This is a genomic window from Enterobacter cloacae complex sp. 6730903, assembly GCF_048283985.1.
GTDB lineage: Bacteria > Pseudomonadota > Gammaproteobacteria > Enterobacterales > Enterobacteriaceae > Enterobacter > Enterobacter hormaechei_C.
In genome coordinates this window covers 1-13,478 of record NZ_JBLVXX010000015.1, presented here as the reverse complement: position 1 = coordinate 13,478, position 13,478 = coordinate 1, and the positions used below count along the sequence as shown (strand labels likewise).

Sequence of the window (13,478 nt, the reverse complement as noted above, 5' to 3'; positions counted from 1 at the left end):
TCAGCGAAGCGTTAACGCTGTAACTATCCATCAAATCTCACCCCTAACAAGGAGTTAGCTATGAGTGATAATGAACAACGTACGAACGCTTACCCAACGCCACCTTTCCCGGAGCAGCCTCAGACGCCACCGGGCCTGGCCTCTGAGATGGAACCCGTACCCGACCACGGCGAGAAGAGCTACAAAGGGCATGGTCGTCTTGCCGGTAAGAAGGCGCTAATTACCGGGGGCGATTCCGGCATCGGACGCGCGGTAGCCATTGCCTATGCCCGCGAAGGGGCAGACGTCGCCATTAACTATTTGCCGGAAGAGGAAGAAGACGCAGCGGAAGTCATCGCCCTGATTAAAGCGGAAGGACGGAACGCCGTCGCGCTTCCGGGCGATGTGCGGGACGAAACTTTTTGTCAGAATCTGGTGGAGCAGGCCGTCTCAAAACTGGGCGGGCTGGATATCCTGGTGAATAACGCAGGCCGCCAGCAGTATCGTGAGTCGCTGGAAGAACTGACCACGGAAGATTTTGACGCGACCTTTAAGACCAACGTCTATGCGCCTTTCTGGATCACAAAGGCAGCGTTGCGCCACATGAAAGCCCCCGCTTCCATCATTAACACCTCATCTGTACAGGCGGTGAAACCGAGCGCCGTACTGCTTGACTATGCGCAGACCAAAGCCTGTCTCGCGGTGTTTACCAAAGCGCTGGCGAAACAGCTGGGACCGAAAGGGATACGCGTGAATGCGGTAGCGCCGGGACCTTACTGGACCGTGCTTCAGCCCAGCGGTGGGCAGCCACAGGAAAAAGTGAAACACTTTGGCGAGAGTACCCCTCTGGGACGCCCGGGACAGCCCGTGGAGATCGCACCGCTGTATGTCACCTTGGCCTCGGATGAATGTTCATACACCTCCGGGCAGGTGTGGTGTTCAGACGGCGGGGATGGCGTCATCTAGCGCTCAGGGCGCGCAGAGTGTAGGCCGGGTAAGGCGAAGCCGCCACCCGGCAAATTGTTGCAGGCGAATGCTAAAGGGCTGCGAAAGCAGCCTTTTTTACGTTTAAGGGGTGACGACAGGAAACCAGAAGCTGAAGCTCTCCATGCAGCGCAGCATTTCGTTTAGCTTCGCGGCATTGCCGACGATCGTCACCTCTCCTGCCTGTTGCGCCTTTTTCAGCGTGGTCTCTTTGAGGATGATTTTATTCAGCGTTTCGCGGCTGAGCGTGATGGTTGCATCCGGATCTTCTGCCTGAGCGTTGGCGCTATGGTTCAGCACGCCATTCTCCAGCTCCAGCTTGTACCTGCCGCCCTCGCGGCCCAGATCAACGTTAAAAATCCCTCGGGCATTCGCGGCTCTGACGCCGTTAAGGTGAACGCCGAAGTAGTCAAAAATCATCTCAGTCGTCATGGCACGGACCGCATCCGGGCTGGCGGTATTGGGCGTCGGCATCCTCTTCACGCCGTTACGCAACGCCTGCGCACCGGTGAGGTAGGCGTTACGCCAGGGTCCTGACTCAGCCTGGTATCCCAGCTGTTCAAACGCGTCCGCTTCCAGTTCGCGCGCCGCCTTATTATTGGGATCGGCAAAAACGACTTTATTCATCACCTGCGCCACCCAGCGGTAATTTCCCCGGGCATAATCAACCTGGGCTTTTTCAAGGATCGCGCGGGCTCCGCCCATGTAATCGACATATTTTTTCGCTGCCTCGACCGGAGGCAGTTCATTGAGCGTCGCCGGATTGCCGTCGAACCAGCCAAGATAGTAGACATAGGTGGCTTTGACATTGTTGCTTACTGAGCCGTAATAGCCACGGCCAGCCCAGGATTTTGCCAGCCCGTAAGGCAGGGCGAAATTAGCGGCTATCTCATCCCTCGTCAGCCCTTTATTCGCCAGCCTCAGCGTCTGGTCGTTGATATAGCGGTAGATATCACGCTGGCTTTTCATCAACTTCACCACTTTCTTATTACCCCATGTGGGCCAGTGGTGCTGCGCGATAATAATTTCCGCTTTATCCCCCCAACGATCGAGGGCGTTATTGATGTATTTTGACCATGCCAGCGGATCGTGTATTTTCGCCCCGCGCAGCGAGTAAGTATTGTGCAGGGTGTGAGTGACGTTCTCTGCTGCTTCAATCAGCTTTTTCTCTTCCACATACCAGAGCATTTCAGACGGCGCTTCCGACCCCGGCGCCAGCATAAAATCATAGGTGAGACCGTCGATGATCTCTTTCTGCCCGTCTTCGATAATGGCGTGAGTGGGCGCGATAAGCGTGACCGTCCCGGCTGAGGTGGTCGTCCCCAGACCCGCCCCTACCTGACCTTTTACATTGGCCTTTAACAGGTTTCCGTAGATATAACTGGCACGGCGGCTCATGGCATTTCCGGCCATGATATTTTCCGATACCGCCTCTTCCATAAAACCTGCTGGAGCATAGACTTTCACTTTGCCGGTTATCACTCCCGCTTCATCGACTACGCCACGCACGCCGCCATAATGATCGACATGACTATGGGTATAAATAACGGCAATAACCGGGCGTTTGCCACGATGTTGAACGTAAAGATCCATGCCCGCTTTGGCCGTTTCCGCAGACACCAGCGGATCGATAACCGTGATCCCCTCTTTGCCCTCTATAATCGTCATATTCGACAGATCGAGGTTGCGGATCTGGTAGACGCCTTCCGTGACCTCAAACAGACCGCCAATATTATTCAGCTGCGCCTGACGCCACAGGCTCGGGTTGACGGTATCCGGCGCTTTTTGCCCTTCTTTGATAAAAGCGTATTTCCGGGGGTTCCAGATAACGGCGCCTTTTTCGCCTTTAATCACCGCGGGTGGCAGCGGGGCAATAAAGCCTTTGTGCGCATTTCGGAAATCGGTCTTATCAAAGAAGGGCAGTTGACCATAAAGTGCATCATTCATCTCTTTCGTATGGGCAGTGGCTCCCTTCCCTTCCTTTTGTGCCAGGACAGGCAATGAGGTCAACGAGACTAATAGCAGACCAGCAACGGCCATCGCACTAACGAGCGTTTTAAATTTCATACTTCCTCGAGGAGTTATATTCACGCTGGCGGTACATGGGGGGAAAGGAGGCTATCACCAGGCTTATCTTTAACCTATGAAAATAACGTTTATAAATAAATAAGTTTATTCTTTCGTCGCTGCGTCCTTAAGGGATAATGCTGAGTCCAGTTATTTCCCCGGAGTAATTCGATGAAGAGCCTGCCGTTCTTTTTCGCTGTATTAACCCTCAGCACATTAACAGCCTGTAGTTCTCCCCAACCAGACAATGTTGAAAAAATTAATCATCTGCAAATTCCACTGGTGTTGCCGGGGGAAAAACCGCCGCAGGTACAGATATCGCATATCGCGTCTCTTTATCAGGAAAATAAACAGCAGATCGAGACCTTAACGCGCAGCGTAAAATCACAGTATCTTCAGGACACCACCGCAAAAGAAATTTTTGTTGCGGACAGTGCCGTTCAACGCGTTTATGCCTCGCTGACCAAACTGGAACAGTTAGATATGGTTAATCAGCAATACCTGAAAGATAATAATGTCACGGGCCTGCAAAATATTCATATCATTCTTGAACCGTTATCCACCAGCTGAAAACAAAAAACCCGGCAATATAAGCAGCCGGGTTTTTTATTAATGGGCATATCACGGGCATCAGTCGTACTGACCAAAGCGATAGCTAAGCCCTGCGGTGACGGAACTCAGGTCGCTACTCACGCCGATCTGGTTAACATTGCCCACGTTGCTTATCCACTGATACTCCAGGCGGCCCGCCCAGTTTTTATTGAAAGCGTATTCAGTACCCACGGCTGCAAGCGGGCGCACACCGGTTTCAAAACGATTGTGACCACTTACATCGGATTCAGCGCGATAGCCCATTGCGCCGGCACGGCCGTAAATATCCCAGTCATTGGTCAGGGCATAACTGGCCTTCAGAGACATTTGCAGGCCCTGCGTCTTCATTTGCGCCCCGGCGCCATGCTGACCTTTAATCTGCATGTTGCCTAAATAATCATAACCGCCTTCTACCGCAAGCCATGGGGTAATCTGATAACCCGTATAAACACCCCCGCCGACATTATCATGGTCAAAATCGAAGTGGTCGGAATGCGTGTTCTCAAACGCTTTTGAACCCATATTGGTATCAAAATAGTGAGACCAGCCGAATTTCGCCCCGCTATACCAGGTGCCCGCATCCGCGGCGGCGAACGCGGAAGTGGCGGTAAATGCATTAGCCATAATCAATGCGATAACTGTCTTTTTCATAAAAATACCGTTTACTTGATAAAGTTAAATCTGAGAAAGCAAACGATATAGAAAATTAACGGCAGCGTTAATTGCATTTCTGTTTAATTTTAAACTTCCGCTAGAATGATTCGGGTAAATGTCTGACTTCAAGCAGATATCCACCGCGCTTAAAGGCGATATATTCCCCCTGCTTAAGGGCGGATAATACATTGAGTATACTGCTGCGAGAGAGCAGCGTACGATCCTGGATATATTCCAGAATCGTGGTACGCAAACGCGTCTCTTCCGGGAGCAAAATCATTTCCTGAAGGTGGTTACGAATAACGGAATAGGTACGCTGCTGGAGTACCTGGGCATCACGAAATATTAAATAGGCCGTATGGTAAGAAAGCAGCGCGGCGACATCCTCCCAGACGCCCTCGGCACGAAACAACTCAGCCGCCTTGTCCGCATCGAGACGTAAAATAGTCGACTCTCTTTCAGCACGGAGAAAATGCCCCTGCGTAGGCTGGATCATCTCTGCAATACCAAACAAATGCGGCTCGTAAACGGTCACTACCACCAGTCCATCCGAAGTCCGCAGCAGGGACAACTCCCCTTCCAGAAAGAGGTACATCTGCTGTTTCCCCTTCCGTAACCAGGTGAGTCGCTTACGCGGAACAACGTGCACTTTCTCCGCTATCGGCTCAAGGATAGCGGTCAGTCGTTCGATGGATTTTTCGGGTCGAACAGGCGGTAAAATATGCATGGTACAACCTTCTGACATTGAATATCTGCCATTATAGACCATATATTTTAAGCGGTTAGCCGATCAAAACTGATAGCTGTAGTTGACGCTGGCAAACCAAAGATAAGGATGATCGTAACTTCCGGCAAACGCCGTCGGCGATTTCACATGCGACGACTGCATATGAAGATACGACACGGCAATACCAATATTGCTGGCCGGGGTGATCTGATACTGGGCTCCCGTGCCAAATCGCCACTCATCGCCGGTGGGTAAGGTCAAGGCCACATCACTCTGACTTTCATACGGCGAGCTGTCGAACGCCACACCGGCATTCAGTCGCCACTGAGGTGCTGGACGATACTGCACGCCCACCGCACCGTGCCACGTATCCTTCAGGCGGCTGACGTTGTTCAGTTGCTTATCCCCAACGACGATTTGCGGCGCACCGAACTGGCTCCAGTCCTGCCAGCCGAGATCGCCCATAACCGACCACCGCGGGTTAATATCATGCACAAGACTGAGCATGATTTGCTGCGGCGCGCTGATTTGTGCCGACACCGGCAGGTCGTAGGCGCCATTCTGCATGCGAGCTTTGCCGTCAACAGAGTAGCGATAGTTCGTCTCGCTGTTCCATGTAATACCGGCTCGCATCTGGTCGGTCAGTTGCATGAGTAACCCAAGCCGATAGCTCATGGCCCAGTCCTCATCATGCTGCCGATAGTCATTATCATTAACGTTGCGGGTCAGCGAGAAATAACCGTAATTAACGTTGGCGGACGCCCCTATTGAGAGGCGGTCGTTGAGCTTGTATGCCAGTGACGGACTGAGCGTCATTGCGACCAGGGTACTCTTTTTAATCAGCCTGTCGCCCGCCCAGCTACCGTAATCGATCCCCAGGCCGTAATTACCGTAAAGCCCGACCCCGGCATAAAGATTATCGGTCACCTTCTGGCTATAAAAGGCGCTGGCATTCGGGATGGTTTTCATCACGTCGCCGGGGTTTTGATGGGCATCGTTATCCAGCTGGTTATCGATGGAGCCATCCATAACCTGTAACCCACCGGTGACCATATGATCCGGCAGGCGCGTCATGCCAGCAGGGTTGGTCATGATTGTCGAGGCGTCCTGCGCACGAGCCGCCTGCCCTGCTCCGGCAAGCGCGGTATCTTCGGTGCCGGCTTCATAAAAATAGAGGGCGCTGGCATGGGCACTGGAGGCGGCAAATAAGCCCGCGCACAGGAGGAGTCGTGTTTTCATCTGCTGTCCGGTAAATAAAAAATTTGCCGACAGATATAACAGGGGGAAATGCCTGGGTAAAAAGAAAGAGGGTTTAATTTTAAATTTTGCGCGGTTCAGCCTCTCTTAATATCTCTGACAATTCAGCGACGTCCGGAATAAGGCGCCGCTACGTCCTGCACCTGTAATACGCTCAGGTACAGGACGATAAAATCCAGCAACTTTTGTTCAGGTTTATCCGGCCTTACTTATAATGCTCCAGATTGGTTTCCGGGCCCGTTCTGGCAATTTCCTGAGCTTTGCCGAAACTTTCAATCAGGCACTTATATTCCGGACAGACATGCTCTGCCAGGATCTCAGCGAAGCGAGAGCCTTCCGCGCGGTTCCAGGTTCTCATTAATTCAGCGACAATGGCAAACGTATCGGTAGGGATCGCCCCCGCCTGAGCCACGCGCGCGATGGTGGTATCGGTCGCGATTTTGGACCAGTTCCCCGAGGCATCCACAACACAGTAAACCTTATACCCTTCCTGGACAGCGCTAACCGCAGGGAACGCCATGCAGACGCTGGTGAGCGTGCCGGCAATAATCAGGGTCTTTCTGCCCGTCTTTTCTACTTCCTTCACAAACGCCGGATTATCCCAGGTATTAATCTGCCCGGTGCGCGGAACATACACGGCATGGGGTGCATATTTGTGAATTTCCGGGATGAGCGGGCCATTGGGACCGTCAGGAACGGAGGCCGTGGTGATCACCGGGATATTTAAAAGCGTGGCAACCTTGGCTATCGCTGTCACATAATTACGAAGGTCGGGTACAGGCACATCACGTACCGTGTTGAATAAGCCACTCTGATGGTCGATGAGTAAAATTACAGCGTCATCAGTATCAATCATACCGTTTGTAGCAGCCATATTTCTTTCCTCATGATTTCTTTTACATTGCCGTCAACTCTCCCGGCTCCGCGATTTTACATGCACATGGTCAGGGTATAATGCATTGATAAATCATAATGAATAGTAGTCCGATCCGGTCTGAATACCGCATCATTTCAGGACAATTTCTGGCACGGTACGCTGAGCCATCGACGCAGACGGAAAGTCCTCGTGAGGAGAAGAGATCCTTACAATGCCGTTATGCGGCCATTCGTATTCGTTCGGCTGAAGGCAAGCGTTACTCCTCACAGGGATCCCCCTTATCCTCCCGCATGGATTCAATAAACTCCCGTTGCTCCTCTGTGAGTTCAAGCTCATTCAGCAAGCGATCTAACTCTTCTTCAGGTGATTCCTTTTGGTTCTTTCTCTTCCCGGTAGCCATACTCACCCTTGAGTTATTAGGATTAATCTCAGGGTATCCAGGGTACAGGAAATGTGCAACTTAGCGTGTTATACCATGGGTGATTCGTTGTTTAGCAGTGGAGGAGCGGACGCAGAACGGAAAAACACTTTGCACGTATCAACCTGTTCACCTGGGTAACCATCGTTCAGCGTTATCCCTATGCGAAAACATTCCATACAGAGGATTCATCGGAAAAAATAGTTGATTGAGGTATTCAACCGTAAAGAAGCCAAGCCCCACATTACCTGTAACCATAATTAATCAGCAGTATTGGCTTATTTATTTTGCACCAATTCACAACGATCCCATTGTTCAGTGCTTCTTGCGATGCGGTCACTAATTGCAAAGTTCTTCAGCGACGGATCATAAGCATAAACTTTGCTTTTATCATCTGCCATCATCAATATCCCCTTAGTTTTCAGCTTTGGCGTGAGCAGGTATGTACCGTCCAGACGGTTTGCTTTGAAGGTATCAACATATAACGTTACCTCAGCCTTACCCAGCACACGTAATGCGCCTATTCTCCCATTCTGTACCGCTGCAATAGCATACTGACAGAGATAAGTTTTCGCAGTTGACGCCGTGTTTTTTCCGTCACCCTTAGCTGATGGGGAATGTGAAGAAGTTTTTGGGATTGAACTATGAAAAGAAGATGACGGGTAAGAGTAGGAATAATTTTTAAACGTAGAAGAGGAACTTGATCCAATCCGGCACGTTTTTCCAACCGCAATGCATGAATTACCGCATGGAATCCCTTTCTTACAGTTCTTTGCGTATGCAGAAGACGATAATCCAGCTAACAGAAATATGCCAATGGTTATCCTAACCAACGAAGACCAGCCCATAAACCACCCTTCTTTTAAGATTTTCTTCCCATGATACCATACTTAAATCAAGGCAATAGAGGCCAATAAGCCCTTTGGTGGTAAGACAACGTGCGGAGCCGTTAGGCGACTTCATCAGGGGTTATGTCAGACAGTGAAGTTTATCAGGATGGCCATGTATCCGAAGGAGCGAGGCCGAACCGCTGGCAGAGCCTACATATCGTTTTTAGGTACGAACACCACCATAAAACCTGTTCATTCCCTACAACGTCATCTCGTCGTGTGGCATGTGGGAGCATCGGCAAAAAATGCGCCTCACTGTAAGGTTATGAGAATCGATGCTCGGATCAGGCTTTTCCGTCACGATGGATCATCGCGGTGTGAGGTTGGAGCTGCCGCCGCCGAATAGTTATACTCTCATTTCCATAGTAACTATCCGTGAAAACTAACAGTGTACCTCTTGTTGGTACTTTGTCGTTCAATGATAGAACGATCACGACAACTTATGTTATGTAACTTGTTGAAAGAAAAGCGAGATTTATCGAAGTTTTGCCACAAGGGGAGAAGTCTGGAGCGGGCGAAGGGAATCGAAACTCTGTTTCATAATTTCCGCAACGCGACGATCATCGAATCAACATAGTAACTATTATTGATACTTGATTGCGAGATTTTAGAGGATCAGTCTCATGACAATCAAGGGCCAGGAGTATCTTTATCTTTCACCGGACGGTGTATGGCAGTTTCAAATCTACATCCCGTCTTATATGCGTCACATGTTCGGCGGGAAGCGCCTGTATCGGAAAAGTACAGGGACAAGAGATATCTACAAGGCGCGTCACTTCCGTAACCACATGCTGGTAGAGTGGAACAACCTTAAAGAACAGTTCAAGCCTGATACTGAGGATAAGCGTATTCAGCTTGCGATCACTTCCCTGCACTCTCAAATCAGGAAGAACAAGAATAAACCATTGATTGAAGAGCGAGCCAGTTCGATTCCTCACCTGTGCTTCTTACGAGATGAATACGCTACTGCCTACCAGGATCGGAGATCATTCTCCACACTGAGCAAATCGGCGCGAGCCGTTGAGGTGTTTCTCCAGAGTATTGGGAAAGTTGATATCAGCCTGGATCAGATTGGACGCCGATTAGTTACAGACTTCATAGAAGAGCAGCAGAAACGCGATGTAGCGCCCCAGACCGTGCAAAACTGGCTTACATCGTTAGGTAGCCTCTACGAGTTCGCCAAACGCCGCTATGACGCTATAGCCCCCCTAAATCCGTTTCATGGTCACAACCTTGAAGCGCGGCGCACAATTGAAAGCTATCAGCCGTTTGAATGGCATCAGCTATCTACACTACTCAACGAAGCAGACGAAGAGCTACGAGCAGTTATTCTGATCGGTTTGTTCTCTGGTGCAAGGCTGGACGAAATAGCCAGCTTGAAGAAAGAAGAGATCGTTATGGTGGAAGGGATACGGACATTCTACATTAGCAAATCCAAGACGAAGGCAGGGATTAGACACATTCCTATCCATGCTTTTCTGATCGGCATGGTGGATTATTATCTGAGTTTGAACACTGGAGATTACCTGTTACCACAGGCTAACAAGATTGAACGCAAAGACGGTAAGAAAGGACCATTCTATTCCCAGGCATTCACCCGCTTACGGCGTCGCGTAGTGCCTATGGCTACAGACCGTCAGTGCTTTCACAGTTTGAGGGGGCATTTTATCACGTGTCTCGACCGTGCCGGAGTACCCGAACAACGGATCGGATATATCACGGGGCACTCTTCACAAGCCGCTTCTACAGAAGCATTCAAGACCTACAGCGCGGGGTGTTCCATGAAAGAGCTATCCGACTATGTGGAAATGGTGGATTATCCAGAAATCATCTTTCCAGAAACGAAAAAAGGGGCGTAAGCCCCTTATTTCTTAAACTCCGTAGTAACCGTATCACCCTCGGTTTTCTTAGGTGCATTGTTCACTACCTTCTGTTTCACCGTACCGCCTACAGATTTATTTCCCTGCGTTTTAGTCGCGATAACATTAACTGTAGCTTTGCTAACAAGTCTGATCTGTTCAAATTCAAGATCGAATTGCATCGCGTATTCAGATTTATAATCGTAGGAAATGCCGGAGAGAATAACATTCTCGTACACTTTGTGCTCTGTCACTAATGTGATGGGCTGGCGACTGTCAAACATCTTATCGAGGTATTCGATAGCTTGACTGATACGAGTGCCATTCACACCAGCGCTGTATAACAAATCCTTTTCCAGCCTCACCGGAGTTTCGGAAATAATCCCCGATAGCTTGAATGTATTATTCTTAATCTGAACGTGATCGCTCACCTCTGCCCCGCTCTCAACGGGATAGCTGGTAATATCAGCCTGTCTACGGACTCCCGTGTCCGTCACAGCATCAAAAACTATCGCTTGATAGTTTTGAATGTAGCTATCTGAGGACGAATTATATACAGATGCCAGGATGGTGAATCCGTTTTCACCTTTGGTGCGGGTAGCACTGCTATTATTACTATTCGAGGTTGAATTGATACGGGAGGCATCGCTGCCCCCGATAGTTAAACTTCCAGGTGTTGCCATTTAGCCCCCCGTCCCTTGTCCAGATGAAACAGCCAGCACCATACGCTGATTGTTATCACTGATACGCTGATCAACGGTAGCATTAAGCATGTTTCCAAATGTCGGATCAGGAGAAATAGTTAGATGGATAAGCCCTTCCGGTAGCTGATTCTGCAACACTACAGGCTGCATGATCGGCGCACTGGCTGGCTTAACTGGCGCTGCTGCACTCTGTTTCAACATCGAAACAGGAGAGTAATCTCCGTTGGTGCTCTGCGCGTAACTGGTAACGTCCTGCGCCCCGCTCGTACCGTTCCACCATTCGCGCACTGTGTCGAATACATTATGCTCATGTGTGCCGTCTGCTTTAGGCTGGCTGGCTCCGTAGGCGTTAGCCACTGGATTACTCCCAGGTTGTGCAGGTGCTGACGTTGTGCCGTAATGCTGGCTCACCGCCTCTTTAGTAGTGTTGTCACCGTTCAGGAGATTCAGCTTACCTGTGATCCAGTTGGTTAGCTTAATCAAGCCGGATACAAGATCACCGGCTGCTGCCCCTGCTCCCTTGAAGAAAGGTAACGCCTCCTGCATAGCTTCCTTAAACTCTCGCATGGTTTCAGGGTCAATCTCTGACATAAACCCTTCGAAGAATGCCAGCTTCTGGCTATCGGATAGAATGCTAAGTTCCTGGTTAAACTTACGGTAGGCTACAAGCTGATCCTGCTGCTCCTGGTTCAACCACTGACCATTACGCTTGAGCACGTCCACCTGATCAGTGAGTGCCTTACCACCGTTCATAAAGGCTTTGGCGTAAAGCCCGAGATCGTCCCCGAGGTCTTCGAGATTGTGCAAAATTTCCTGTTCACTCAATCCTTTAGATTGCATTGTGTTGGTGTATGAAGAGACAAAACCAAACGGATTTTTAGCCCATTCTTTAAGCTGTTCAGGCGTATACCCCATGTTCAAAGCAGTGTTAATGCCTGTTGGTGCTCCTGTCCATTCACCCTGTTTATTACGTTTCGCATTCAGCGCACCGTCTGCGAGTTTCTCGGACACATCTTTTGCAACATCCAAGTTTTTTCTGGCTCCCTGCGTACCGATACCGGAATCAATCCCGTTAGCTTGTGCAAACTGGCCTAACGATTGCAGAAAGTTGTAATCCACACCGCCCAATCTGGCACGTTGCACAATCTCGCTGCGCTCTTCCTGGGCTGTTACAGCATCTCTACCCCATGAATAAGCACCGTAAGCCGCCGCCCCGATACCAGCGCCAGCCAGCGCACCAGTGCCTAAGCCCATCAGAGAGCCAGAGATCGCCCCTGTAGCCTTACCACCGCCACCAAGAACGTTAGCCCCTCCCGCTTTTGCCGCTGCCCTACGCTCTGCGTTAATGCGTCTGTAGCTCTGCTGCAAGCGCTTAATCTCGCTGTTCTGGCGTTGTAGAGAGATAGTACCTGCTGCATAGGCTTTAGTGATCCGTGACGCTGCAAGCGCGGCCTGTGTAAGCTCAACATTGGTAAGGTGCTGCATACTTTTAAAGCTGCTGGCAGTGTCCAGTAGCTTCAATTCAGCCCGTTCACGGCGCTGTGCGTTTCTTGCGGCCTCTTTCGCTGCCTGAGCCTCTACACGGGCTTGCGCCTTAGCTGCCCTTGCCTTTTCTCGTTCATCGCTATTACGAGGCTTTGACGCTTTCTTATTCAGCTTATCGAGTTCCCTTTCAGCAGATTTTAGCCCCTGGCTGAATCTTTTCATGTTCAACGTAGGGTCTTTAATGCCTTTGGCTTTCTTCTGAATTTGATCGAAAGCGTCCATAGCTTCTTTCATTGAATTACGATCAACACTAAATTTCACCGTGTTCTTGATAGAACTTGTGTGGATTTCAAGCATGATTATTCACACCCTTTCTTTTCGTTCACAAGATAATTAAGTGCATCTGATACACTCATTCCCTTGAAAATAAGTTGTCTTAAATGTGAATAGCTCACATCAAGCGCTCTCGATACGGCTGCTAAATTCAGTAGTTGCTCGGCATTTGTATCATTTAGTTGTAAATGCAAGCCTCGACTCTTTAGGATAAGTTCCAATTTCATCTTTCCTCATTATTCTGGAAATAAAAAGGGGCAAGGGCTGGCGCATTTGCTTTGCGTGTTCCAGTTCCCTACGCCCCTGATTAAAGTTCTTCTTTATTTCCAGACGGGAAGAACTACCGTCTATCGCTCGTTATTCTGAGGCTTTAATGTGAACGGAGAAGTTCAGGCCGTGGTTAACTGGCAGTGCTGAGTTTTCCGAGATCACGTTGATCGTGTTTCCGCGCTCACTTTCGAAGCTCCAGCTATAAACTTCCGCAGGTGCAGCATTAAGGAGTTCGAACGTTGACGAAGCCGCGCCGTAGATATTGGTGTAAATACCACTTCCCTTAGGGAAGGTGCGAATAAGCAGGTCATTTCTTCCCAAGCTGACTCGCTGATTAAAATTTCGCGGATCTGGGCCGATTTTTTTCCCGCAAACACATCGAA

General features: G+C 49.9%; 12 protein-coding genes and 1 pseudogene. 3 read left to right on the top strand and 10 right to left on the bottom strand.

The genetic code is table 11. The features are described from left to right. Nucleotides 1-60 precede the first annotated feature (60 nt). The gene (locus tag ACNQ0W_RS10275) at nt 61-945 is read left to right on the top strand and encodes an SDR family oxidoreductase (RefSeq protein ID WP_032649406.1); all 885 of its coding nucleotides are present in this window, start codon (nt 61-63) and stop codon (nt 943-945) included. Between the two features lie 102 nt (nt 946-1,047). Here ACNQ0W_RS10275 and ACNQ0W_RS10270 read toward each other — a convergent pair whose 3' ends face one another. Beyond that, nucleotides 1,048-3,030, bottom strand: a complete 1,983-nt coding sequence (locus tag ACNQ0W_RS10270) for an alkyl/aryl-sulfatase (protein WP_062933189.1) — start codon at nt 3,028-3,030, stop codon at nt 1,048-1,050. Nucleotides 3,031-3,201: 171 nt separating this feature from the next. On the opposite strand from ACNQ0W_RS10270, the gene ACNQ0W_RS10265 reads away from it, so the two are divergent. Further along, nucleotides 3,202-3,600 (top strand): hypothetical protein, encoded by a 399-nt coding sequence (locus ACNQ0W_RS10265; protein ID WP_062933190.1) that lies wholly within the window; start codon nt 3,202-3,204, stop codon nt 3,598-3,600. Nucleotides 3,601-3,660: 60 nt separating this feature from the next. On the opposite strand, the gene ACNQ0W_RS10260 is transcribed toward ACNQ0W_RS10265, so the two are convergent. From ACNQ0W_RS10260 to ACNQ0W_RS10240, 5 genes are all read right to left on the bottom strand, one after another. Then, nucleotides 3,661-4,272, bottom strand: a complete 612-nt coding sequence (locus tag ACNQ0W_RS10260) for an outer membrane beta-barrel protein (protein WP_062933191.1) — start codon at nt 4,270-4,272, stop codon at nt 3,661-3,663. A 100-nt stretch (nt 4,273-4,372) separates the two neighbouring features. Beyond that, nucleotides 4,373-5,002 carry a winged helix-turn-helix transcriptional regulator gene (locus tag ACNQ0W_RS10255; RefSeq protein WP_062933192.1) on the bottom strand — a complete coding sequence of 210 codons (630 nt, stop codon included), beginning with the start codon at nt 5,000-5,002 and terminating at the stop codon, nt 4,373-4,375. Nucleotides 5,003-5,065: 63 nt separating this feature from the next. Next, nucleotides 5,066-6,241: an OmpP1/FadL family transporter gene (locus ACNQ0W_RS10250; protein ID WP_062933193.1), complete on the bottom strand. Its 1,176-nt coding sequence runs from the start codon at nt 6,239-6,241 to the stop codon at nt 5,066-5,068. 223 nt (nt 6,242-6,464) lie between these two features. After that, nucleotides 6,465-7,133: an isochorismatase family protein gene (locus ACNQ0W_RS10245; protein ID WP_023295377.1), complete on the bottom strand. Its 669-nt coding sequence runs from the start codon at nt 7,131-7,133 to the stop codon at nt 6,465-6,467. 699 nt (nt 7,134-7,832) lie between these two features. Continuing rightward, on the bottom strand, nt 7,833-8,402 hold the full coding sequence (locus tag ACNQ0W_RS10240; RefSeq protein ID WP_139157930.1) for a hypothetical protein: 570 nt from the start codon (nt 8,400-8,402) through the stop codon (nt 7,833-7,835). A gap of 665 nt (nt 8,403-9,067) precedes the next feature. On the opposite strand from ACNQ0W_RS10240, the gene ACNQ0W_RS10235 reads away from it, so the two are divergent. Further along, complete coding sequence (locus tag ACNQ0W_RS10235) at nt 9,068-10,303, top strand: tyrosine-type recombinase/integrase (protein WP_045350901.1); 1,236 nt, start codon at nt 9,068-9,070, stop codon at nt 10,301-10,303. 5 nt (nt 10,304-10,308) lie between these two features. Here ACNQ0W_RS10235 and ACNQ0W_RS10230 read toward each other — a convergent pair whose 3' ends face one another. The 4 genes and pseudogenes from ACNQ0W_RS10230 to ACNQ0W_RS10215 all read right to left on the bottom strand — a co-directional run. Then, nucleotides 10,309-10,986, bottom strand: coding sequence for a phage baseplate protein (locus tag ACNQ0W_RS10230; protein WP_045623271.1), 678 nt, complete (start codon nt 10,984-10,986; stop codon nt 10,309-10,311). Further along, nucleotides 10,987-12,849, bottom strand: coding sequence for a hypothetical protein (locus ACNQ0W_RS10225; RefSeq protein ID WP_225561447.1), 1,863 nt, complete (start codon nt 12,847-12,849; stop codon nt 10,987-10,989). A 2-nt stretch (nt 12,850-12,851) separates the two neighbouring features. After that, nucleotides 12,852-13,052, bottom strand: coding sequence for a hypothetical protein (locus ACNQ0W_RS10220; RefSeq protein WP_225561446.1), 201 nt, complete (start codon nt 13,050-13,052; stop codon nt 12,852-12,854). Between the two features lie 130 nt (nt 13,053-13,182). Then, nucleotides 13,183-13,478: pseudogene (locus ACNQ0W_RS10215) on the bottom strand (hypothetical protein); the annotation flags it as partial.